This window comes from Burkholderia sp. MSh2, assembly GCF_000731655.1.
In the GTDB taxonomy this organism is placed as follows: domain Bacteria; phylum Pseudomonadota; class Gammaproteobacteria; order Burkholderiales; family Burkholderiaceae; genus Burkholderia; species Burkholderia paludis.
Window position 1 is genome coordinate 14,452 of the sequence record NZ_JPGM01000083.1, and the last position, 21,265, is coordinate 35,716.

20 protein-coding genes are annotated in these 21,265 nt (G+C 68.4%); 12 read left to right on the forward strand and 8 right to left on the reverse strand.

The genetic code is table 11. From position 1 onward, the window contains the following. Positions 1-166 precede the first annotated feature (166 nt). The 6 genes from GQ57_RS34320 (at position 167) to GQ57_RS34345 (ending at position 7,424) form a co-directional block, all read left to right on the forward strand. Positions 167-1,759 carry an ABC-F family ATPase gene (locus tag GQ57_RS34320; protein ID WP_034200188.1) on the forward strand — a complete coding sequence of 531 codons (1,593 nt, stop codon included), beginning with the start codon at positions 167-169 and terminating at the stop codon, positions 1,757-1,759. Positions 1,760-2,539: 780 nt separating this feature from the next. Next, positions 2,540-3,289, forward strand: a complete 750-nt coding sequence (locus tag GQ57_RS34325) for an FkbM family methyltransferase (protein ID WP_034200189.1) — start codon at positions 2,540-2,542, stop codon at positions 3,287-3,289. Beyond that, complete coding sequence (locus tag GQ57_RS34330) at positions 3,290-4,282, forward strand: phosphotransferase (protein WP_034200190.1); 993 nt, start codon at positions 3,290-3,292, stop codon at positions 4,280-4,282. A 1-nt stretch (position 4,283) separates the two neighbouring features. Continuing rightward, positions 4,284-5,162 carry a 4Fe-4S cluster-binding domain-containing protein gene (locus GQ57_RS34335; protein ID WP_034200191.1) on the forward strand — a complete coding sequence of 293 codons (879 nt, stop codon included), beginning with the start codon at positions 4,284-4,286 and terminating at the stop codon, positions 5,160-5,162. Beyond that, a complete protein-coding gene (locus GQ57_RS34340; RefSeq protein WP_034200192.1) occupies positions 5,159-6,211 on the forward strand; it encodes an asparagine synthase-related protein in 1,053 nt (350 codons plus the stop codon). Before GQ57_RS34335 ends, GQ57_RS34340 begins: the two co-directional genes overlap by 4 nt. Positions 6,212-6,218: 7 nt before the next feature. Continuing rightward, entirely contained in the window at positions 6,219-7,424 is a 1,206-nt protein-coding gene (locus tag GQ57_RS34345) for a glycosyltransferase (RefSeq protein WP_031403470.1), read from the forward strand. Here GQ57_RS34345 and GQ57_RS34350 read toward each other — a convergent pair. Continuing rightward, positions 7,381-8,070, reverse strand: a complete 690-nt coding sequence (locus tag GQ57_RS34350) for a cephalosporin hydroxylase family protein (protein WP_031403471.1) — start codon at positions 8,068-8,070, stop codon at positions 7,381-7,383. The genes GQ57_RS34345 and GQ57_RS34350 overlap by 44 nt on opposite strands. Here GQ57_RS34350 and GQ57_RS34355 point away from each other — a divergent pair. Further along, a complete protein-coding gene (locus GQ57_RS34355) occupies positions 8,069-9,061 on the forward strand; it encodes a phosphotransferase (protein WP_174923056.1) in 993 nt (330 codons plus the stop codon). The genes GQ57_RS34350 and GQ57_RS34355 overlap by 2 nt on opposite strands. A 12-nt stretch (positions 9,062-9,073) precedes the next feature. On the opposite strand, the gene GQ57_RS34360 is transcribed toward GQ57_RS34355, so the two are convergent. The 6 genes from GQ57_RS34360 to GQ57_RS34385 form a co-directional block, all read right to left on the reverse strand. Beyond that, positions 9,074-9,649 carry a polysaccharide deacetylase family protein gene (locus tag GQ57_RS34360; RefSeq protein WP_034200194.1) on the reverse strand — a complete coding sequence of 192 codons (576 nt, stop codon included), beginning with the start codon at positions 9,647-9,649 and terminating at the stop codon, positions 9,074-9,076. A 65-nt stretch (positions 9,650-9,714) separates the two neighbouring features. After that, entirely contained in the window at positions 9,715-10,263 is a 549-nt protein-coding gene (locus GQ57_RS34365) for a hypothetical protein (protein WP_034200195.1), read from the reverse strand. A 277-nt stretch (positions 10,264-10,540) separates the two neighbouring features. Beyond that, positions 10,541-11,350, reverse strand: a complete 810-nt coding sequence (locus tag GQ57_RS34370; protein WP_034200196.1) for an ABC transporter ATP-binding protein — start codon at positions 11,348-11,350, stop codon at positions 10,541-10,543. Then, on the reverse strand, positions 11,343-12,416 hold the full coding sequence (locus GQ57_RS34375; protein ID WP_034200197.1) for a FecCD family ABC transporter permease: 1,074 nt from the start codon (positions 12,414-12,416) through the stop codon (positions 11,343-11,345). The genes GQ57_RS34370 and GQ57_RS34375 overlap by 8 nt, the downstream gene beginning before the upstream one ends. Next, positions 12,413-13,354: an alpha/beta hydrolase gene (locus GQ57_RS34380; RefSeq protein ID WP_034200198.1), complete on the reverse strand. Its 942-nt coding sequence runs from the start codon at positions 13,352-13,354 to the stop codon at positions 12,413-12,415. Before GQ57_RS34380 ends, GQ57_RS34375 begins: the two co-directional genes overlap by 4 nt. Position 13,355: 1 nt before the next feature. After that, the gene (locus GQ57_RS34385; RefSeq protein ID WP_031403478.1) at positions 13,356-14,471 is read right to left on the reverse strand and encodes an ABC transporter substrate-binding protein; all 1,116 of its coding nucleotides are present in this window, start codon (positions 14,469-14,471) and stop codon (positions 13,356-13,358) included. A gap of 159 nt (positions 14,472-14,630) precedes the next feature. Between GQ57_RS34385 and GQ57_RS34390 the strand changes: the two genes are divergently transcribed. The 5 genes from GQ57_RS34390 to GQ57_RS34410 all read left to right on the forward strand — a co-directional run bounded on the left by GQ57_RS34390 (position 14,631) and on the right by GQ57_RS34410 (position 20,548). Further along, the gene (locus GQ57_RS34390) at positions 14,631-15,599 is read left to right on the forward strand and encodes a helix-turn-helix transcriptional regulator (RefSeq protein ID WP_031403479.1); all 969 of its coding nucleotides are present in this window, start codon (positions 14,631-14,633) and stop codon (positions 15,597-15,599) included. A gap of 116 nt (positions 15,600-15,715) precedes the next feature. Further along, on the forward strand, positions 15,716-17,878 hold the full coding sequence (locus tag GQ57_RS34395) for a TonB-dependent receptor domain-containing protein (protein ID WP_034200199.1): 2,163 nt from the start codon (positions 15,716-15,718) through the stop codon (positions 17,876-17,878). 205 nt (positions 17,879-18,083) lie between these two features. Further along, entirely contained in the window at positions 18,084-18,407 is a 324-nt protein-coding gene (locus tag GQ57_RS34400; RefSeq protein WP_034200200.1) for a DUF2218 domain-containing protein, read from the forward strand. 201 nt (positions 18,408-18,608) lie between these two features. Then, complete coding sequence (locus GQ57_RS34405; RefSeq protein WP_034200201.1) at positions 18,609-19,847, forward strand: MFS transporter; 1,239 nt, start codon at positions 18,609-18,611, stop codon at positions 19,845-19,847. 218 nt (positions 19,848-20,065) lie between these two features. Then, complete coding sequence (locus tag GQ57_RS34410) at positions 20,066-20,548, forward strand: DUF2501 domain-containing protein (protein WP_031403483.1); 483 nt, start codon at positions 20,066-20,068, stop codon at positions 20,546-20,548. A gap of 129 nt (positions 20,549-20,677) precedes the next feature. On the opposite strand, the gene GQ57_RS34415 is transcribed toward GQ57_RS34410, so the two are convergent. Continuing rightward, the gene (locus tag GQ57_RS34415; protein WP_031403484.1) at positions 20,678-21,043 is read right to left on the reverse strand and encodes a hypothetical protein; all 366 of its coding nucleotides are present in this window, start codon (positions 21,041-21,043) and stop codon (positions 20,678-20,680) included. Positions 21,044-21,265 lie beyond the last annotated feature (222 nt).

Below are 21,265 nucleotides of genomic sequence, written 5' to 3' on the forward strand. Positions count from 1 at the left end.
CTCCGGTAAGGCCGCGGCGTGGGGTGCGTGCCGTCGTCCCGGCGGGCCGCCGGGCGGCGGATCCGGCGCCTGGAATGCGCGACCGGAACGGCCATGGTCGGCAGTTTCTCCGACACCTGCTAAAATACACGGTTTTCCGTCGATTTATCTCTTAACGGGACCTGCCGTGCTTTCTACTGCCAACATCACGATGCAATTCGGGCCAAAGCCCCTGTTCGAGAACATCTCGGTCAAATTCGGCGAGGGCAACCGCTATGGTCTGATCGGGGCGAACGGTTGCGGCAAGTCGACGTTCATGAAGATCCTCGGCAGCGACCTCGAGCCGAGCGGCGGCAATGTCGCGCTGGAGCCGAACGTCCGTCTGGGCAAGCTGCGCCAGGACCAGTTCGCGTACGAGGACGTACGCGTGCTCGACGTGGTGATGATGGGCCACACCGAGATGTGGGCCGCGATGACCGAGCGTGACGCGATCTACGCGAACCCGGAAGCCACCGACGACGACTACATGCACGCCGCCGAGCTCGAAGGCAAGTTCGCCGAATACGGCGGCTACGACGCCGAGGCGCGCGCGGGCGCGCTGCTGCTCGGCATCGGCATCGAGGAGAAATTCCACAGCGGCACGATGAGCGACGTCGCGCCGGGCTGGAAGCTGCGCGTGCTGCTCGCGCAGGCGCTGTTCTCGAAGCCGGACGTGCTGCTGCTGGACGAACCGACCAACAACCTCGACATCAACTCGATCCGTTGGCTCGAGCACACGCTCAACGAGTACAACTCGACGATGATCATCATTTCGCACGATCGTCACTTCCTGAACTCGGTGTGCACGCACATGGCCGACATGGACTTCGGTACGCTGAAGGTCTGGCCGGGCAACTACGACGACTACATGCTCGCGTCGGCGCAGGCGCGCGAGCGCCAGGCCGCGGCGAACGCACGTGCGAAGGAGCGCGTGGCCGAACTGCAGGACTTCGTGCGCCGCTTCTCGGCAAACAAGTCGAAGGCCCGCCAGGCGACGAGCCGCGCGAAACAGATCGACAAGATCAAGATCGAGGAATTCAAGCCGTCGTCGCGGCAGAACCCGTTCATCCGCTTCGAGTTCGAGAAGAAGCTGCACAACGTCGCGGTGGTCGCCGAAGACATCACGAAGAAGTACGAGCGCACGATCTTCCAGAACTTCAACCTGTCGGTGCAGCCGGGCGAGCGCATCGCGATCATCGGCGAGAACGGTGCGGGCAAGACGACGCTGCTGCGTTCGCTGCTGGGCGCGCTCGAGCTCGAGCACGGCACGGTGAAGTGGTCCGAGAACGCGAACGTCGGCTACATGCCGCAGGACACGTACGAGGAATTCCCGAACGACATCACGCTGATGGACTGGATCGACCAGTACCGCAAGGACGGCGACGACGAGACGATGGTGCGCGGCACGCTCGGCCGCCTGCTGTTCTCGTCGGACGACATCAAGAAGTCGGTGAAGGTGCTGTCGGGCGGCGAGAAGGGCCGCATGATCTGGGGCAAGCTGATGCTCGGCCGCCACAACGTGCTGCTGATGGACGAGCCGACCAACCACATGGACATGGAATCGATCGAGTCGCTGCAGATCGCGCTCGAGCAGTTCGAAGGCACGCTGATCTTCGTGTCGCACGACCGCGAATTCGTGAGCGGGCTGGCGAACCGGATCATCGAAGTGCGTACCGACGGCTCGCTGTTCGACTTCGGCGGCAATTACGAGGAGTTCCTGACGAGTCAGGGGCAGGAGTAAGAATTACTGCGTTGTTCCAAGACCACCGTTCATGTGTCCCGGATTGTCCCGTCGGGACAACGACAGTGTTGCTCTGTAGAGGACACTAGACGAGGCGCGTAAGGCGTATTGCTAGAAATGCGAAAGGCCCACATCGGCAGTTTGTCGGTGTGGGCTTCTTAATTTCCAGTCCGTACGAATATGCCGCCGATGGCGGAGCTAATGCGAGCCACTTGAGGGACTATGCAGCGGGCTGGGGGCATGCGCAGGATTGTTCGAGGGACTGTCTAGTGGAACACGTTGTGGAGAGGGTAGAGCGGGTTGGGGTGCGAGCCTTTACGCTTGATCCGCTTTAGGAATTCTGGACCGATCCGAGCGCGAGTTTTACGGCAAACTTGACCATGAACCAGTTTGCTATCCTGTTCGGCGAGCGGTTTATGCAGGCGCGTGGATAACGCGCTGTTCAACCGCCTCGCCCACAAAAATGCGGACAGGTTCGTTTGTGTTCGCGGAAACCGAGCTAAAAATTGCGCCGGCTATTCGTGCCCGCATACTCCGCCCGCGCTCACACGTGCTCGGGCCTGCTTCAACGCGTATGCGATCTGTTCTTCGGTGAGCGTGCTCTTCTTCACGACATGACCTCCTAGTCTCGATGACAACGTCATGTCAGAATTTCCCACTTTCAAATAGGACAGTCTCGTGGGCTAGGGTCAATTGCGGTTTCCTCCCGCGAATCGACTTCGAGTAAATTACCCCCGAACACCCCCCGCCATCCCATTCCGACCCGGAGCCGCCGCCGCGATGCAGGACCGTCCCTTACCGCTCGACCTGTCCGCCCTTGCGCCTAGCCTGTATGCGCAGGGCACCGAGGAGGGCATCCTCGCGCGCCTGATGGAGCGGATCGCGCCGACCCACCGCTTTTGCGTCGATATTGGCGCGAGCGACGGCCTGCGCAACAGCAATACCGCGCGACTGCTGCGCGAACAGGACTGGTCCGGCGTGCTGGTGGAAGGCAGCGCGTACCGCTTCGGCAAGCTGGCCGCCCACTACGCGGGCGCGGACCGCGTTCGGCTGCACCACGATCGCGTCCAGCCCGACACGGTCGATTCGCTGCTAGCCGATGCGAACACACCGGCCGACTTCGACCTGCTGTCGATCGATATCGACGGCAACGACTACTGGGTCTGGCGCGGCCTGCAGGCGTACCGGCCGCGCATCGTCGTGATCGAATACAACCCGTACTACACGCCGCCCGAACGCTGGGTCATGTGCTTCAATCCGGATCACGAATGGGACGGTTCGACCTACTACGGCGCGAGTCTCGAGTCGCTCGTTCGTCTCGGCAGGCAGAAGGGCTACGAACTCGTCTGCTGTGACGACATGGGCAACAACGCGTTCTTCGTACGGCAGGACCTGTATCCGTTGCTCGGCATCGCGAACAACGATCCATCGGTGCTGTTCCGGCCGGCGATGTACAAGCTGCGCTACGTCGGGCACAACACGTTCCTGACCGGTCATCCGTATCGGCACGGGCCGGCCGAGCACATCTGAATGAGCCCGCTCGCCGCCACCTTCGACGCGATCCGCCGCGCCTATGCGCTTCGCGGAAGCGACGCGCCGCGGCAGGTCGGCGAACGCGTGTGGCATCTGCCGACCGATGACGGCGGCGTGGCGGTCAAGCTGTACGCGCCCGAGCATCATGCTCGCGCGGCCAAGGAGGCCGCCGTTCTCGCGCACTTCGAAACGCACGGCGACGCCCGCCGTCACGTTCAGACGCTGAAACGCACGACTGCCGGCAAGCCGTTGTGGAGCGGCGCGGGCGCGCATGCGATGCTGACGCGCTGGGAAACCGGTCGGTTCAGAACCTACGATACGTTTTCGCGTGACGAGTGGGCTGCGCTCGGCGCGAGTCTGGCCGCATTGCACCTGGGCCTCGAGCAACTGCGCCTGCCGACGCCGGACACGCTCCGCTCGCGGCTGGCCGCGCTCGACGCGGACGCGATGCGCGTCAGCCTGCTCGATGCATCGCGCCGCGCAGGCTCGAACGACGGCGCCGCGCACCTGCGCCGCTACGTCGATCTCGCGCTGCGCATGCTCGACCGCTACTATCCGGGCAGCATCGACGCGTTTCCCGCCGACGATCCACAACATCCGATTCACAACGACTACAACCAGTTCAACTATCTGTTCACGGGTACGCTGCCGCCGCTCATTCTCGACTGGGAAGCGTCGATCGGTGCGCCGCGCGAATACGAACTGGTGCGTTGCCTGAACCATCTGCCGCTCGAGGCGCCGCAGATGGCCGAGGCGTTCGTGCTCGCGTATCGGCAGGTGCGGCCGGTGAATCCCGCGCACATCGGATGGGCGGTCGATGCCGCGTGCCTGCAGCACGCGCTGAAGCTGTGGGTCGTGCAGGGCTGGCTCGACGATCCGTCGCGTTTCGCGGCGCATCTGGACGGCGCGGTGACGATGGCGTCCGCGATGGCGGATGCGCGCGACCGTCTGGTCGCTTTCTTTCTCCGTTGCGTGGAAGCAGGACGCTGAAGTGAATGTGAATCCGAACCCGATCCCGAATCCGGTGCCGTCCGGCGAGCGGCAGCATGTGTTCCCGCCGCCGCTGGATCGCGACTATCGTGTCGAAGGCGGACGCATCCTGACGCGTTCGCTGGAAGCGCATATCGTCGATCACTGCAACCTGACCTGCGCGGAATGCTGTTCGCTGTCGCCGCTGCTGCCCGAGTGGCACGCGAGCCCCGATTCGATCGAAGCCGATCTGCGCAAGGCCGCCAAGGTGCTGCGTCCGCGCATGTTCAAGCTGGTCGGCGGCGAACCGCTGCTGCACCCGGCGCTCGTCGAGCTTGTCGAGCGCGTGCGTGCCACGGGCATCGCGCCCGTGATCTCGGTCACGACGAACGGCCTGAAACTCGGCGAGATGCAGGACGCATTCTGGCAGGCGGTGGATGCGCTGACGATCTCGCGCTACCCGAAGCCGTCGCTGGCGCCCGACCTGATCGCGTACATCGAGCATCAGGCCGCGCGTTTCGACGTACGCCTGAACTGGAAGGTGCAGGACGTGTTCACGACGATGAACCGGGCGCAGCCCGGCACCGATCGCGACGCCGCGCAGCGCCTGTATCACGATTGCTGGATTCGGGAGCGCTGCCATATGATTCGCGACGGCATGTTCTACACGTGCACGCGGCCGGCGCATTTCCACACGCTCTACAAGGGCGAGAAGGATTTCCGGTCCGACGGCCTGCCGCTGCGCGACGACGCGGGCATGCTCGACGCGATGCTCGCGTATCTGCAACGCGAAGCGCCGCTCGAGGCATGCCTGCATTGCCAGGGCGGCAGCGCGCCGATGGCGCCGCATCGCATCCTGAAACGCATTGAAGTGAATACCTTGAAGGCTCGTTATCCATGATCGTCGGTACGCGCGACCCGTTCGGCTTCGACCGGCTTCACTACCATCCGCGCAGCGGCGCGACGGCGTCCGGCATCCGGGAGGTCCTGCGCATGTCGGGTCAACCGGCCGGCGAGCCGGACGCGGCAGCCATCGCGGGCTATCTGGGCGGCGCGCGTCTGGTCGGACGCACCGTGCTGCGCGACGTGCTTGCGGTGCCGCCCGGACACGCGCTGATCCGCTCGCCGCAAGGGCTGACGGTGCAGCCGGCGCTCGAGCAGCCACGGCATGCCGATCTGGAAACCGTGCTGCGCGCGTCGCTGCAACGCGCGCTCGACAGCGGCAAGCGCGTCGCGCTGGCGTTGAGCGGCGGGCTCGACTCGGCGCTGTTGCTTGCGCTGCTGCGCGAACTCGGCGCGCTGCCGCACGTGACGTGCTATGTCCTCGTGACCGACCTGCCGGACTATTGCGAGCGCGACGCCGCACTCGAACTGGCCGCGCAGATGCAGGCTGCCGTGCGGATCGTGCGCGCGAACGAGGCGGATTTCGTCGCGGCGCTGCCCAGAACGACGCATGCGGTCGAGGAGCCGATGTTCAACCTGCATCCGGTCGCGAAGCTGCTGCTGGCCGAGGCGATGGCCGCCGACGGCATCGAGGTGGCCATCACGGGCGACGGTGCGGACCAGGTGCTGCGCCGCGACCGGTCGGCCAACTATCTGCCGTTGTGCCACGCATTGTTCGATGCGGCGTCGGTCGACCTGCATCCGCCGTTCGTCGACACCGCAGTCGTCGCGCATCTGACGAGCGTCGCGCCCGATCCGGACAAGCAATGCCTGCGCGATCTCGGCGCGCGCCTGAACCTGCCGGACCGTCTCGTGCACGGACCCAAGCGCGGGCGGCTCGCACCCGCGATGGACCTCGCGCCGCTGCTCGATCGCGAACGCACGCGTGCACTCGCGGATGCGCTCGGTCTGGCCGCGCCCACGCTGCAGGCGGATACCGAACGCGTACTGTGGACGACGCTGTCGCTGATCCTCGACCACCTCGATGCCACGCATCGATCAACCTGATTCGCTCATGAAACGCATCCTGTTTTGCGTGGTGCCCGAGAAGGGGCACGTCAATCCCTGCATCGGCCCGGCGCAGCATCTGCGCACCGCCGGCTGCGACGTCGCGTTCTACGCGCCGGCCGACATCAGTGCGCAACTCGACGGGGCGGGCGGCTTCGCGTTCGTCGGGCCGCGCGAGATGCCCGAACGCCACGACCTGTCGCGCGGCGCGAGTTTCGCCGCGAACATTCGCGATGCGGACTGGCTGCGGCACTGGATCCGCACGCTGCTGATCGATCTCGCACCCGCGCAGGTGGACGGCATCCGCGCGGTGCTGCGCGACTGGCGGCCCGACGTGGTCGTGATCGATCCGCTGCTCTATGCCGCGGCGATTGCCGCCGAGCTGGAAGGGCTGCCCTGGGTGTCGATGTCGAATTCGCTGAATCCGGTGCTGCCGGACGATCTCGATTCGGAATTGCTGCGCACCGTGCGATGGCTCGTTCCGGAGCGCACGCGCCTGTTCGCGCGCTACGGGCTCGACGCGCGCTTTCGCGGTTGCGACATCCTGTCGCCGCACCTGACGCTCGCATTCACGACCGACGCGCTGGTCGGCGCGCCGCCGCCGGGTGTCGAACTGGTCGGCCCGGCGCTGCCGTCCGGCCCGCGCGGCGACGAGACGCCGTTCCCGTGGGAACGCCTCGACGCGGATCGCCCGCTCGTCTACATGTCGCTCGGCAGCCAGCTCTACTATCACCCCGATGTGTTCGCGAAGGTCATCGACGCGACGCGTGCGACCTCCGCGCAACTGGTGCTGTCGGTGGGCGAACTGGTCGACTCGGATCTGCTGCCGGCCGACGACGACCGTGTGGTCGCGGTGCGTTATGCGCCGCAACTGGCGCTGCTGCGGCGCACGCAGGCGTTCGTCAGCCACGGCGGCGCGAATTCGGTGATGGAGTCGCTTGCGTGCGGCGTGCCGATGCTGCTGTCGCCGTTCTGTAACGACCAGTTTCATTCGGCGCATTTCGTCGAGCGCGCCGGCGCGGGTTGCGTGCTGGATCTGCAGCAGGCCGGCGTGGCGGACATCGCCGATGCGCTCGAACGCCTGTTGCGTCCCGGTTCGTTGCGCGAGCAGGCGGCGCGAATCCGCGCGAGTTACGCCGGCGACGGCTCGGCGCGGGCGGCCCGCCTGATCAGCGCACTCGCTTCAGGAAACCGCCTGGCGACAGCGTCATGAGCACGCGGTCCTCGATGTCGTGGTCGACCTCGAAGCGGTCGTCGCGGGCGAGAAATTCGCGTACGGCAGTGGCCGGATTGTTGCCCTTGCCGTACGGCTTGCCGTCGAACATCGACTCGGGCAGGTATTCCATGATGGTATCCATCACGATCGCGTGACTGCCGGGCGTCACGAGCGTCGCATAGCATTCGAGTTCGCGCAGCACGTGTGCGTGGGTATGCGTGAGATCGAGGATCGCCATCACGCGCGCGCCGTCGCGAATCCGGGCGCGCACCGATGCGAGCGTGTCGGGCGCGCACGACTCGCCTTCGATCAGCGTCATGCGATGGGCGAGCCGGTGCGCCTGCAGGCGCTGCCGGACCTCGTCGCGCAGGCGCGGTTCGATCGCGACGACATGGCCGCGATCGCCGGCCAATTCCAGCATCGATGCGGAAAACACGACGCCGCCGCCCGCCGCGATGCCGGTTTGCACGATACAGTCGGGGCGTTCGCGCCAGATCAGTTCCTGGAGCGCGAGCATGTCGCCGGGCAGATGGAAGAAGCGCTCGCCGAGCCAACGGGTCTGGAACAGATGGTCGAATTCGGCGGCGCGCGTCAGCCATTCGATGTTGATGTCCCGCATGCGGGCTGAAGGACGCTCTGACATGGTCAATGCAACAAGTAGGAGTGACGTGGAAACGCTGGCATCGTGGCTGCACCGGCACTGGAACCTGCGGCCGGCGCGCCTGCAGGCGCTGTCGTCGGGCCATACTAACAAAACGTATCTCGTCGAGTGCGATCCGGGGCGTGCGGTGCTGCGTGTGTCGTGGTCCGGCAAGCCGGTCGAGCAGGTGCATCGCGAGGCGACGATACTCGGCCAGCTCGACCGAACGCACGCGGCGCCGATGCGGCCCGCGCTGCCGCGGCTGCGGCCGACCGTGGATGCGCAATCCGGCGTGCAGACGGCCGATGGACGCTGGCTGCATCTGTTCGAGCATATCGACGGCCGCCCCGGCTTGCCCGACGACGCGCAGGCGGGCGCACGCGATGCGATGCGCGTGCTCGCGCATCTGCATGCGGCGCTGGCCGCGATACCGGCAGGCGAATCGGCGCCGCTGGCGTGGCTGTCGGCGCGCCATGCGCGCGTCGCGGCGCGTGCGATGCCGGCGTTGCCGGACGACTTGAACGGCGAATACGACACGGTGCTCCGGCGGATCGGCGCGCTTCTCGATGCCGCCGCGCGCTGGCTGACCGGGCCGGCGCATTGGCTGCACGGCGACTATCACGCCGGCAACCTGCTGTATGAGGGCCATGCGGTGAAGGGCGTACTCGACTTCGACGATGTCGGGCAGGGGACGCAATGGCTCGAGGCGGCGTTCGCGTCATTCGCGCTGTCGCGCGATGCGGGGCGGGACGATCGCTTCGTATTCGACGCGCAGCGATGGGAGGCCGGCCTGCTCACCTATGTCGAGACGCGTCCCGATCGCGCACCGGACTGGATGCGCGCCAATCGAGATGCGTTGACGGCGCTGTTCTGCGCGGATCAGACGCTGATCCATCTGGAAGCCGCGCAGCGCGGCCTGTGGGTGCCGGGGCCCGGCATCGGTTTTCTCGGTGGCTGGCGTCACTTGCTGGGCGACGCCGCGCGCGGACACTGACGGTCGATTGCTTCAGCGCTTCCGGTTCAGGAACAGGCGCACGGCTTCGACCGTGTTGGGCCGCGCTTCACCGTGCCGCGATCCGTCGTGCAGGCAGAACAGCACGTCGCGATGCCGCGCCGTACAGGCGTCGACATGTGCGCACATCGCGTCGAACAGCACCTGCGGCGATGGTGCCGGCCGCTGCCAGTCGTCCAGTATCGCGGTCCAGCCCGTGTGTTCGCGCTGCAGGCGCATGAGCACGCCGGTGCGATCGTCGTGCGGCATCAGCCCGTACGGGAGACGCAGCGGAATCGCGTCCGGCGCGGGCATGCCGGCTTGGCGATAGGCGTCACGGATCAGCGCGTCGGTCGTTTCGATCTCGTCGACCAGCACGTCGTCCGCCAGTGCGCCCGGCCGCGCGTGCGAATGAGTGTGATTGCCGAGCCGGTGGCCTTCGTGCGCCATTCTCGCGGCGACGTCGAGCGCGCCGGCCAGATGCTTGCCGAGCAGGAAGAAGGTCGCTTGGCACGATGCGTCGCGCAGCACGTCGAGCAATGGCGGCGTCGAGGGGCCGGGGCCGTCGTCGAAGCTGAAGTGGATGGACATCGCGGGTGGGGGCGTCAAAGGTGTACCGGCGGAACGATCGCGCAGGTCGGTGCAGGTCGCGCGGGCTACTGAATCGGCTCGATCGCCAGCGGACAGGCGCCGATCGGCCGCAAGCGCGTACCCGTCCACTCGTAGAAGAACCGCGCGGCCTTCGCGTTGCTGTCGTCGCAATCGTCGTTGAAGCAGCCCGCGACGATCAGCAGCCTGCTGTCGGGGCGGAAATCGACGCGCTCCTCGTCGTTGCCCATCACGCCCGCGACGGCCTGAATGCCGGGCATCGTATACGTCGCACCGGTGTACTTGTCGACGATCGCGAAATTCCGGCAATCCGTTCCGCACCCCCAGATCGCGACGCGGTAGTGGCCGGCGAAATTGGCCGGTTGCGTGAACTCGTCGCGGATGACGGTGCGGTAGAGACGAGCTTCCTTGCCGGTCAGCCGCGGCGCGCGGGCCGGCGTAGGCGGCGCGGTTCCCGGGCGGGCGGGGTAGCGCGCGAACGACGGCGACGGACAGTCAGCGGCGGATGGCGTCGCGGGCGCCGGCTGGGCCGCCGTCGCCCAGCCGGCCAGCATGGCCGAGGCGCCGGCCGTCAGCAGAAGTCGGTATGCACGCATCACGCGATCGTCCTTGCAGGTTGAGGAGCAGGCCGCCGCATGCACGGCGATCGCACGTGCACATGCCGATGTCGCGGCGGGCGGGACCGGTTGGTCCCGCAGCGCGATTCTATGATGCTTTGTGTGCGTCGGCCGTATGTTGGTCGTGCGTTGTCGCTGGCCTATGCGTCGGCTTCGGCTTCGGCTTCGACTTCGACTTTGGTGCGGCGAGGCGGGTGAACCGATACCGAACGGATGTCCGCAAGCGACACCGGCCGTCGGCGCGGCCGGTGTCCGTTTACGCGTCGCACAAGTCCTGCATGTCGTCCATGATCGCGCGTTCCGCGAGCGCCACGTAATCGCCCGACGCCGTCCGTTCGACCCGCGCATCGACGCGGTACGCGCGTCGCAAGTGCTGCGGCGTCAAGACGTCGGCGGGCGCGCCGTCGGCGACGAGGCCGTCGGCGCCCAGCAGCACGAGCCGGTCGCAGAATCGCGACGCGAGATTCAGGTCGTGCAGGGCGACCACCACGACCGCGCCGCGCCGGCGCGCCGCGTTGCCCACGGCTTCCAGCGCGAGCAGTTGCCAGCGCAGGTCGAGGGCGCTCGTCGGTTCGTCGAGCAGCAGCAGCGGCGTTTCGCGCACGAGCACCTGCGCGAGCCCGACCATCTGCCGCTGCCCGCCGGACAACCGGTCGAGCGGCGACATCGCCAGCGCTTGCAGCCGCAGCCGCTCGAACACCTGCTGCAGCCGCAGGTCGCGCGCCGCGTCGGACAAGCCGCCGCAGGTCGCGCGCAACGCGCTGCGCACGGCTTCGTACACGAGCAGCGAAGACGGTTGAGGCAGCGTCTGCGGCAGGTAGCCGACCTGCCGCGTGTGCTCGCGGCGCAAGCCGCGCAGCAGGTCGAACCCGTCGAACGCCGCATGGCCGTGCGCCGTCGCGAGCCGGGCGAGCGCCCGCAGCAGCGTCGACTTGCCGACGCCGTTCGGCCCGAGCAGGCCGATCATCGTGCCGGGCATGACGGGGGCGAGCGACAGCCCGTCGAGCACGACTCGCGCGCCGTAACGCACGGTCAGGCCGTCGAGGTGCAGGGCGCGCTTATCCATCGAGCCTCCTGCGCCGGCTGACGAGGATCATGAAGATCGGCACGCCGACCAGCGCGGTGATGATGCCGATCGGCAGTGTCACGCCGGGGATCAGCGTCTTGCTGAGCACGGATGCGCCGGCCAGCATGATCGCGCCGGCGAGCGCGGCGCCGGGCAGATAGTAGCGGTGCTCGTCGCCGACGAGCAGCCGCGCGACGTGCGGCCCGACGAGGCCGACGAAACCGATGGTGCCGACGAACGACAGCGCGGTTGCCGACAGCAGGCTGATGCGCACCAGCGTGACGAGCCGCAGCCGCTCGACCGCGATGCCCATGCTGCGCGCCTGTTCGTCGCCGGCGCGCAGCGCGGTCAGCGACGCGACGTCGAAGCTCGCCCAGACGGCGCAGGCGCCGAGCACGCACGACAGCAGCGCGATCTTGCTCCACGTCGCGCGTGCGAGGCTGCCCATGCTCCAGAACACGATCTGCTGGAGCGCGTTCGCGTCCGCGAGAAACTGCAGCAGCCACAGCAGCGCCTCGAAGCTGAACATCAGGCCGATGCCGAACAGCACGACGGTTTCCGTGGTCGCGCCGTGTCGCCACGCGAGCCAGACGATCAGCAGCGTCGCGAGGCTCGCGCAGCAGAACGCGCCGAGCGACAGCGCGATGTTCTCGTTCCAGAGCACGACGTGCCAGCCCGAGATCACGACGAGCGATGCGCCGACGCTCGCGGCGGCCGACATGCCGAGCGTAAACGGGCTCGCGAGCGGGTTGTTCAGCACCGTCTGCATCTCGGCGCCGGCGAGGCCGAGCGACGCGCCGACCAGCACGGCCATCAGCGCGTACGGCAGGCGCACGTCCCACAGGATCACGCGCTGTTCGAGCGGCAGCGCATCCGGCCGGAACAGTCCGGCGACGAGATCCGCGATCGGGAACGGCGAAGGGCCGGTGCCGACGTCGACGACGAGCAGGGCGCCGAGCACGCCGGCGAGGAACAGCAGCGCGCCGACGCGTCGCGCGGCGACTGCGCGGTAGCGATGCTTCAGCGAAGCGGCGGCAGTGGCGGCAGCGGGTGACGTGGCGCTCATGCGGCGTCTCCCGTGGCGGGTTCGCCGGCGATGCGCGCGGCGAGCATCGCGCTGGGTACCACGACGCCGCCGTGGTCCTCGCCGTCGATCAGGTGGAATGCGGCATCGAGCCCCGGACGGCGGCCGACGCGCCGGACGAAATCGCCGGCGGAGCTGACCTGCCTGCGCGCCTGTTGCCGGCGCATGCGTTCGGCGTCGGGATTCGACGTGTCTTCCTCGCGGCTGCCCGCGGTGACGAGCAGCCGCAGGGCGGGCGCGAGCGGCGCCGCTTGCGCGGCGAACCGGTCGGCATAAGGCAGCAGCGCGCGGTCGCCCCACCAGATCGACGGGCTCGCCGCGACATAGCGCCCGAAAAGGTGTGGGCGCGTGAGCATCGCATACAGCGTGAGCAGGCCGCCGTACGAATGACCGAACAGCGTCTTGCGCACCGGGTCGACGGATACCTGCCGGGCCAGCCAGGGCTGCACCTCGTGCTCGATGAAATCGAGGAAGCGATCCGCGGCGAGGCTGCGTCCGTCCGGCAGCGGCGCGAGCGTGTAGTCGTCCACGCGGGCGGCCATGTCGTACGGCCCGTCGGTCGGATAGCCGATGCCGAGCACGACGGGTTCGGCATCGGGCGTGCCGTCGGGCCGCGCGCGGCGATTGCGGACGAGTTGCGCGGCAAGCGGGAACAGCGCGTTGCCGTCGAGCACGGTCAGCACCGGATGGGGCGCGGCGCCGGCCGGTTCGGCGGGCAGCGCGACGAACAGCCGGCGGGTCTTGCCGGCGACCGTCACGTCGAACTGATGGCTGTTCGGCACCTGGACGGCGGGCGCCGTGTCGAGCGCCGGCCAGCCTTGCGCCTGCGCGGCGAAGGCGGGCGCGAGCCGGCCGCCGAGCGAGCCCGCGAGGCCGGCGACGAGCAGCGAGCGGCGCATCGTGGAAGAGGGCGACGCCATGTCAGGAACCTTCCTGCACCCAGTATTCGCCTTGCAGCGCAACGGGCTGGAAGCGTCGCACCATGGTGTCGAACGTGCTGCGCGGATCGAGATCGGCGAACAGTGCGGGATGCAGCCATTTGGCCAGGGCCTGCACCGCGACGACGTTGAAGGGCGAGTTGTAGAAGTGATGCCAGATCGCGTAGGCCCGACGCTCGCGGACCGCGCGCAGCGGCGCGATCTGCGGGCGCTGCAGCGACCGGTCGAACGAGCGGGTGGCGGTGTCGCGCGACACGCCGGCGCCGAGCGCGATGCGCAGCGGTGCGCTTTGCAGCGTCTGCGTCGAGCCGATGCCGGTGCCGATGTAGAAATCGGGCTGGCGGCTGAGCAGGTATTCCGGATTCAGCGTGCCGTGCTCGCCGGGCACGCGGCCTTTCGCGATGTTGTTGCCGCCGGCGGCGTCGAGCAGGCGGCCCATCATGCCCGTCATCGTGTCGCAGCAATCGCTCGACAGGCCGACGCGGCTTTCGAGGAACACGCTCGGCGCGGCCGGTTTCGCGTTCGCGAGCCGGGTGCGGACGAGATCGAGCTGCGCCTGCCAGTAGGCGTTGAAATCCGCCGCGCGCTGCGGCGCGCCGAGCACCTGGCCGAGCAGTGCGATGCTGCGCGTCGTGTTCGCGAGCGGGTCGTGGCGGAAGTCGACGAAGACGATCGCGACGCCCGCGGCCTCGAGCCGCGCCAGCGTCTCGCGGTCGCGCTCGCCGGGGCCGTGGCCGCCGCCGAGACCGAAGATCGCGACTTGCGGGCGCAACGCGAGCGCCCGTTCGTCGCTGAAACTGCCGGACTGCGAGCGACCGATGCGCGGCACGTCCTTCAGGTGCGGAAACCGGTCGAGCCATTGCGCATAGCTGGCCGGGTCGAGTTGCTCGAAATCGCCCATCATGCCGACGAGACGGCGCGCGGGATCGGGATCGACGACCGCGAGCGCGGGCAACAGGCGCCCCTCGCCGAGCAGCACGCGTTCGACGCGCGCGGGAATCTTGACCTGCCGACCGGCGAGGTCGGTCACGGTCGTGTCCGCGTGCGCCGCATGCATCGCGAGCCAGCCGCACATCCATGCGCCGAGCATGGCCCACATTCCACTTGTCTTTTTCACACGACTCCCGATACGATATAAATGATAATAATTCTCATTTAATTGTAGCCGAGCAGCGGGGCATCGACGCATGCCGGCTGTTTGATCCAGCGACGAAACAGTTTGTGCGGGCGCACGGCGCACGCGACGGGGTATCACGACATGACAGCGCAAACGTCAGCTGCTTTCCATTCCGGCGGCCATCGCCATGCCGCGCACGTTGCGCGGATCCGCGAGGTTCGCCCGGGCCTGTGCATCCACGCGGACGACGCGACCGACGAACTCGACGCGGTGATGTCGGGGCAGTGCACGCCGGGCCTGCATCTCGTGCTGTTGCTCGAAGGCGCGCTCGACGTGTCGTACGGCGACCGGCGCGTGGTGCTGACGACGGACGGGCGTCGCGCGAGCCGCGCCGCGCCGCCGCCTTCGCTCCGGATGCAGTCGTTCCTGCTCAACGCGGTGCAGCCGGATACGTTCCGCCGGCGGCTCAGCAAGGGCGGTTATGCGCGGCGGGTCAGCCTGGCGATGTCGGGCGAGTGGCTGGGCCATCTGCAGGCGGCAAGCCGTGGCGCGTTGCCGGAGCGGCTCGATGCGATGCTGTCCGCGCACCTGGCGATCCGCTTCTGGCAGCCGACGCCGCGCGCGACCGCGCTGGCCGAGCAGATCGTCAGGCCGCCGACCTGCCAGCCGATGCTGCAGGCGATCTACCTGGAAAGCCGGGTGCTGGAACTGCTCGCCGAAGCGTTCGCGCCGCTCGAGGCCGACGCGCAGGCGCGGCAGGCCGCGGACGCGGCGCTCGGATCGCGCGACTACCGCCGGATGGCGGAATTGCGCGCGTTCCTGGCGAGCGATGCCGCGCAGGATCTGTCGCTCGACGATATCGCACGCCACGCCGGTATGAGCGCCAACGCGATGCAGCGGCAGTTCCGCGCGGCCTACGGCACGACGGTGTTCGACTTCATCCGCGAGCATCACCTGCAGCGCGCGCGGCTGGCGCTCGAGCGCGACGCGGTCAGCGTCAAGCAGGCCGCGGCGCTGGCCGGCTACACGAGCGCGGCCAATTTCGCGACCGCCTACAAGCGCCGCTTCGGCGTCACGCCGACGCTCGCGCGCCGCAGCGACCGCCGCTGACCGCGCGGCCGACGCCGCTCAAACGAGTTCGAAGCTTACGCAAATATTTCGGCACATTACATATTTCATAATGGAAATGAGAATCAATCACATTATGAAACGTCGAAAGTGCCACCATGTCGAGTCAAGCTGCGAACCTTGCAATGAAGCCGGCCGTCGTTGCCGGCCTGTATCTGATGGGCGTGTCGGGCGCGTGGGCGCAAGCGCCTGAGCGGCCGGCCGAGCCGGCGGTTGCGTCGGCCGTCGCCGCCGCGCCGGTTGCCGGCGATGCGCCGGCCCCGACCGCGCTGAAGGAAATCGTCGTCACGGCCAGCCGTCGCGAGCAGGCGATCCGCGAGGCGCCCGCGAGCATCTCGGTGATCGATCGCAACGACATCGAGGCGAAGCCTTATACGTCGCTGGCCGAGATCGTCGGCAATGTCGAGGGCGTGAGCGTCGTCGGCGCGTCGCCGAACGACCAGGACATCTCGATTCGCGGGATGCCCGGCGAGTACACGCTGTTGCTCGTCGACGGTCGCCGGCAGAACACGCGTGAAACGATGAATCGCGGCACCTCGGGCGTGCAGTCGAACCTGATGCCGCCGCTTTCCGCGATCGAGCGGATCGAGGTCGTGCGCGGGCCGATGTCGTCGCTGTACGGCGCCGACGCGATGGGCGGCGTGATCAACGTGATCACGCGCAAGGTCCCGAAGCGCTGGGGCGCCACGATCACGGCCGGCAGCGTGTGGCAGCTCGAATCGAACCAGGGCGATACGCAGAGCGTCGACTTCTGGCTCGGCGGCCCGCTGAAATCCGACGTGCTCGGGCTGCAGGCGTCGGGCCGCCTCCTGCATCGCGGCGAGGACAGCATCTATTACCCGAACAGCGGAACGGGCGGGGCGAACGGGCAGCGGATCGGCAGCTTCGACGTGAAGCTGGCGGCGAAGCCCGCGAGCAACCAGGACGTGAGCGTGAACGTCGGGCACGAGCAGCTCACCTATCTGAGTACGCCGGGCAAGAGCGATGCGCCGCTCACGCCGCGCACGGCCGCGACGGCGATCACCGAGACACGGCACGTGCGCGATTACTGGGGCATCACGCACGACGGCCGCTGGGGCTTCGGCAACACCACGGTGTCGCTGTACGGCGAGCGCGGCGTGCAGGACCAGTGGACGCCGGTCGGGCGTTCGCCGGTGAAGCCGGCGCTGACCGACACGATCCTCGAGGCCAAGGCCGAGGTGCCGTGGTGGGGCGAGCGCAACATCCTGACCGTGGGCGGACAGCACATCTGGTCGCGGCTGTCGGGCGTCAGCGTGCAGGATGCGGTGCCGAAGGGCCACGGCTCCAACGCGGATCGCGTCACGCGCGACGCATGGGCGCTGTTCGGCGAAAACGACTATTTCTTCAACGACCGCTTCACGCTGACGACGGGCGTGCGGCTCGATCACGACGATCGCTACGGCAGCCACGTGAGCCCGCGCGTCTACGGCGTCTACAAGTTCAGCCAGGCGTGGACGGTGCGCGGCGGCGTGTCGACCGGCTTCCGGCCGCCTTCGCTGCGCCAGAGCACGGGCGGCTACTGCATGACGTCGGGCGGCGCGGCGGGCGCGACGCCCGGCACGCTGTGCGGCAATCCGGATCTCAAGCCGGAAACGAGCCTGACCGAGGAACTCGGCGTGCGCTACGACATGGGCGACACCTATGCCGGGCTGACGCTGTTCAACAACCTGTTCAAGAACAAGGTGTCGAGCTACGACACGGGCAAGCCGGACCCGCGCTCGCCGGGCCGCAACCTCTACGTGTACGACAACATCGACCGCGTCAAGCTGTACGGGCTCGAACTCGGGGCGGGCACGCGCGTGCTGCGCACGCTGAAGGTGTCGGGCACCTACACGCTGACCCAGTCGCGCCGCGAAGGCAGCGGCGAGAAGGCGTTCAACGGCAGCTCGCTCGACGGCTATCCGCTCGACAAGACGCCCAAGCACAAATTCAACGTGCAGGTGGACTGGACGCCCACGGCCAAGCTCGACCTGTACGCGACGGCGAACTACATCGGCAGCGAATACTGGGCGGCGTTCCGCAACGGCGCGCAGGGCGTGCGCGAACGGCCGTCGACGACGACCTTCGATCTCGGCGGACGCTACCGGATCGACAAGCGTTTCTCCGTCAACTTCGCCGTGCTGAACCTGACCAACAGGATGGTTCCGATCGACGACCGCACGCGTGCGACCGGCGTGAACGGCAACTGGCTGGTCGATCAGGGGCGCCGCGTCGCGGTGAGTGTCACCGCCGAAATGTAACGGCATGGCCGGCGCGCCGCGCCGGTTCGTTCAATTTGGAAACCGATGTCATGAAAGCCCTGTCACGAATCTCCAATCCATCAGCATTCCATAGCATGAGGTCCGCCGCATGCCGCTGTCCGTCCGTCATGTCCGATGCGGGCGCCCCGCAGCCCGTTCCCGGCGCGTGGGCGCGCTTCCTGAAACGCGCTGCGCAGGTGCCGGCATGACGGTGTGTGTCGAGTCCGAGATCCGTCCGGCGCCGTTCGTCAGCACGGCGGAAGTCACGTGCGCGCAGGCCGATCGCGTGCTGTTCAAGCTGTGCAAGCACTACGCGATCAAGGTGCCTGTCGTGTTCGACGCGCACCGTGCGACGGTCGACTTTCCGTACGGCACCTGCCGGATGGAGCGTACCGGCGACCTGCTGCGGATACGCTGCGAAACCGATTCGGCCGACAAGCTGGCGCAGATGCAGTACGTGATGGCCGAGCATCTGGTCCTGATGTCGCGCAATCGCGAACTCGCGATTGCATGGCAGCGGGCGGACTGACGGCATGCGGCTTCCGTTCGACGTCGATGCGGGATGCCCGGGCGCTTTTTCGCGACCGGTGCGCGGTGCGACGGTCGCCCGGCGACCGGCACGTGCAGCGGCGCTGCGCCGCGGCGCCGGCGACGCCGCGCGCCCGCACGGGCGGGCCGACGTGGCCGGCACACGCCGGCCTCCCTTCATTTCTTCCTTGCGAACCGATCCATGTCCACCGCCTCCACCGACACCCTGAACGCGCCGGCCGATGCCGGCGCGTCGTTCCTGCCGCTGCTGCTCGCGAACTTCGCGATGGTGGCGGGCACCTATGCGTTCGTCACGATCGCGGGCCCGATGGCGCGGCGCATGAAGCTCGAACCGCTGCACATCGGCGCGATCATCGGCGTGGTCGGGCTCGTCTGGATGCTCGCCGCGCCGCGCTGGGCGCGGGCCGCTGACCAGCGCGGCCGGCTGCCGGCGATGCGCGCGGCGATCGGCGGCTTCGTCGCCAGCTCGTTGCTGCTGACGGGCTACGTCGGATGGGCGCTGCGCAACGGCGGCTCGGCCGTCCCGGCCGTCTGGGTCGGCTTCGTCGCGCTGCTCGTGACGCGTGCGGCCATGGGCGGCTGCTACGCGGGGCTGCCGGTTGCCGCGACCGCGTGGATCGCGGACCGGACGGCCGTGACGGGACGCGCGGCGGCGATCGCCCGGTTCGGCGCGGCGGGCGCCGTCGGGATGGTCGTCGCGCCGCCGCTCGCGGGCTGGATCGCCGGGCACGACATGACGCTGGCATTGGGCGTGTTTGCGTTGCTGCCGCTGGCGGGGCTGGCCGGATTGCGCCGGCTGCGCGACAGCGGCGAACACGCGACGCGGCAGGCGCCGCCCCGGCTGAAACCGACCGAGGCGCGGCTGCGGCTGCCCTGGTTCAGCGCGCTGGCGCTGTACAGCGCGGTGATGATCGCGAACAGCGCGCTCGGCTTCTACGTGATCGACCGGCTGGGCGTGAGCGCGGCGGCGGCGCCGCTGACGACCGGCTATGTGCTCGGCAGCGCCGGCCTCGGCCTGATCGTGACGCAGGCGCTGGTCGGGCGTTTGCGGTCGGTCGCGCCGGCGCAGTGGCTGCGCTGGGGGGCGCTCGTGGCGGCCGCCGGGTTCGCCTCGGTCCTGATGGCCGATGCGGCCCGGCCGCTGTGGGTGTGCGCGAGCTACCTGGTCGCGGCATGCGGAATGGGCGCGGCGTTTCCCGCGGTGGCGGCGCTGGCGAGCGAGCGCGTGGCGCCGCACGAGCAGGCCGCCTGCGCGGGGGCGATGTCGATGGCCCAGGGGCTCAGCATGGTGATCGGTCCGCTCGTCGGCGCCATGCTGTACGAAGTGCATCCGGCCATGCCGTATGCATCGATCGGTGCAATCCTCGCGATCGTTGCCGTCGCCGCGGCGCGGCCCGGATCGCGGGCACGGCACGCGTAGCGGCATCCGTATCCGTGTCGGGCGGCGTGCCGCGCGACGCCCGTCGCGCGAACGACGGGCCGCCGCCGCCGCGAGCGACGTCAAGCTTTGTCAAATTGTCGAAAATTCGCGCCGCCGGGTGCATCCGGCAGCCTCACGGGGGCTGTCATGCGCAGGTCGATTGAGTATCCTTGGATTCGATTCGCGGTACTCATGCAGTCACAACCGGGAGGCTTTACATGAACGCACGTTTCTACCGCGCGGCCGTTGCAGGCGCGCTGATCGGATGGCTTGCGCCGTTTTCGGTGGCCCATGCGCAGCTGGGCGACGTCCTGAAGCAGGTCGGAGGCGGCGGCGACTCGGGCGGCAGCGCGGGGGGCGGTGCGCTCGGCAACCTCGGCGGCCTCGGCGGCGCATTGACGGGTGGCGGCGGTTCGTCGCTGATGCCGGGCAGCACCGGCAACGTCGCGGGCCTGCTGCAGTTCTGCATCCAGAACAACTATCTCGGCGGGGGCGCCGGCGGCGCGTCGTCGGTGAAGGACGCGCTGATGGGCAAGCTCGGCGGCAACGCGTCGTCCGACAGCGGCTATACGAGCGGCGCGAGCGGGATCCTCGACGCAGGCAACGGCAGCAAGCTCGACCTGAGCGGCGGCGGCCTGAAGCAGCAGGCGACCAAGCAGATCTGCGACAAGGTGCTCTCGCAGGCGAAGTCGCTGCTGTAAGCGCGTACCGCGCGCGGCGGCGCCCGGGGCGGTGCACGGCGCACCGACCCCGCCGGTCGTCGCGACGGCCGCGCGCACCTCGACGCAATCACGGGCGGCCGCGCGATGCCGCGGCTCGCGCGCATGCGCTCAATCGGCCAGCCGCTTGTCGGCGAGCGCCTTGCAGCAGTCTTCGTATACCCATTGCACGAGTTTCGCCCGATAGTCGAGATCGTCGGTATCCACGATTTCCTCGACCGCGTCGCGCGCCCACGATGCGTCGACGAACCCGGCGTGCCGCTTCGCGATGTCCTGCGCGACCGCCGCGAGCCGGGCGATCGCGAGCCAGTCGGCCTGGCGGTGATGGCGGTCGAGCCAGCGGTGCGCCGCCTGGACGTGAAACGCGGCGTCCGGCCACGATTCGTTGAGGTAAAACGCGCCGAGGTTGCCGCAGGTGAGCCAGCAAAGCAGCTCAAGGCGGTCTTGCGAGCCGAGGGTGTGGGATGCGTCGGACATGGCAGCGCTCACGAAATGCGTCGATTCCGGGCGGCGCCGGTTGCAACGGGCCGGTGCCGATAATAAAAACATAGCACGATGCGGGCCCGGTCGCGCACCCGGGCGGATGCTGATTCGGCGCTGGCGGAATGGATATTGCGCCGGCGCTGGCGGCCGACGGCGGGAGGCGCGTGCGACGGGAATCGGAAGGGCGGGGGCGCGAGGGGGGGGGCGGCCGGGGGG

Coding starts and splice junctions, on each gene's coding strand:
- GQ57_RS34325 (WP_034200189.1), top strand. CDS start 2,540: ATGCAGGACCGTCCCTTACCGCTCGACCTGTCCGCCCTTGCGCCTAGC.
- GQ57_RS34330 (WP_034200190.1), top strand. CDS start 3,290: ATGAGCCCGCTCGCCGCCACCTTCGACGCGATCCGCCGCGCCTATGCG.
- GQ57_RS34340 (WP_034200192.1), top strand. CDS start 5,159: ATGATCGTCGGTACGCGCGACCCGTTCGGCTTCGACCGGCTTCACTAC.
- GQ57_RS34345 (WP_031403470.1), top strand. CDS start 6,219: ATGAAACGCATCCTGTTTTGCGTGGTGCCCGAGAAGGGGCACGTCAAT.
- GQ57_RS34355 (WP_174923056.1), top strand. CDS start 8,069: ATGGTCAATGCAACAAGTAGGAGTGACGTGGAAACGCTGGCATCGTGG.
- GQ57_RS34350 (WP_031403471.1), bottom strand. CDS start 8,070: ATGTCAGAGCGTCCTTCAGCCCGCATGCGGGACATCAACATCGAATGG.
- GQ57_RS34360 (WP_034200194.1), bottom strand. CDS start 9,649: ATGTCCATCCACTTCAGCTTCGACGACGGCCCCGGCCCCTCGACGCCG.
- GQ57_RS34365 (WP_034200195.1), bottom strand. CDS start 10,263: ATGCGTGCATACCGACTTCTGCTGACGGCCGGCGCCTCGGCCATGCTG.
- GQ57_RS34370 (WP_034200196.1), bottom strand. CDS start 11,350: ATGGATAAGCGCGCCCTGCACCTCGACGGCCTGACCGTGCGTTACGGC.
- GQ57_RS34375 (WP_034200197.1), bottom strand. CDS start 12,416: ATGAGCGCCACGTCACCCGCTGCCGCCACTGCCGCCGCTTCGCTGAAG.
- GQ57_RS34380 (WP_034200198.1), bottom strand. CDS start 13,354: ATGGCGTCGCCCTCTTCCACGATGCGCCGCTCGCTGCTCGTCGCCGGC.
- GQ57_RS34385 (WP_031403478.1), bottom strand. CDS start 14,471: ATGTGGGCCATGCTCGGCGCATGGATGTGCGGCTGGCTCGCGATGCAT.
- GQ57_RS34390 (WP_031403479.1), top strand. CDS start 14,631: ATGACAGCGCAAACGTCAGCTGCTTTCCATTCCGGCGGCCATCGCCAT.
- GQ57_RS34395 (WP_034200199.1), top strand. CDS start 15,716: ATGTCGAGTCAAGCTGCGAACCTTGCAATGAAGCCGGCCGTCGTTGCC.
- GQ57_RS34400 (WP_034200200.1), top strand. CDS start 18,084: ATGACGGTGTGTGTCGAGTCCGAGATCCGTCCGGCGCCGTTCGTCAGC.
- GQ57_RS34405 (WP_034200201.1), top strand. CDS start 18,609: ATGTCCACCGCCTCCACCGACACCCTGAACGCGCCGGCCGATGCCGGC.
- GQ57_RS34410 (WP_031403483.1), top strand. CDS start 20,066: ATGAACGCACGTTTCTACCGCGCGGCCGTTGCAGGCGCGCTGATCGGA.
- GQ57_RS34415 (WP_031403484.1), bottom strand. CDS start 21,043: ATGTCCGACGCATCCCACACCCTCGGCTCGCAAGACCGCCTTGAGCTG.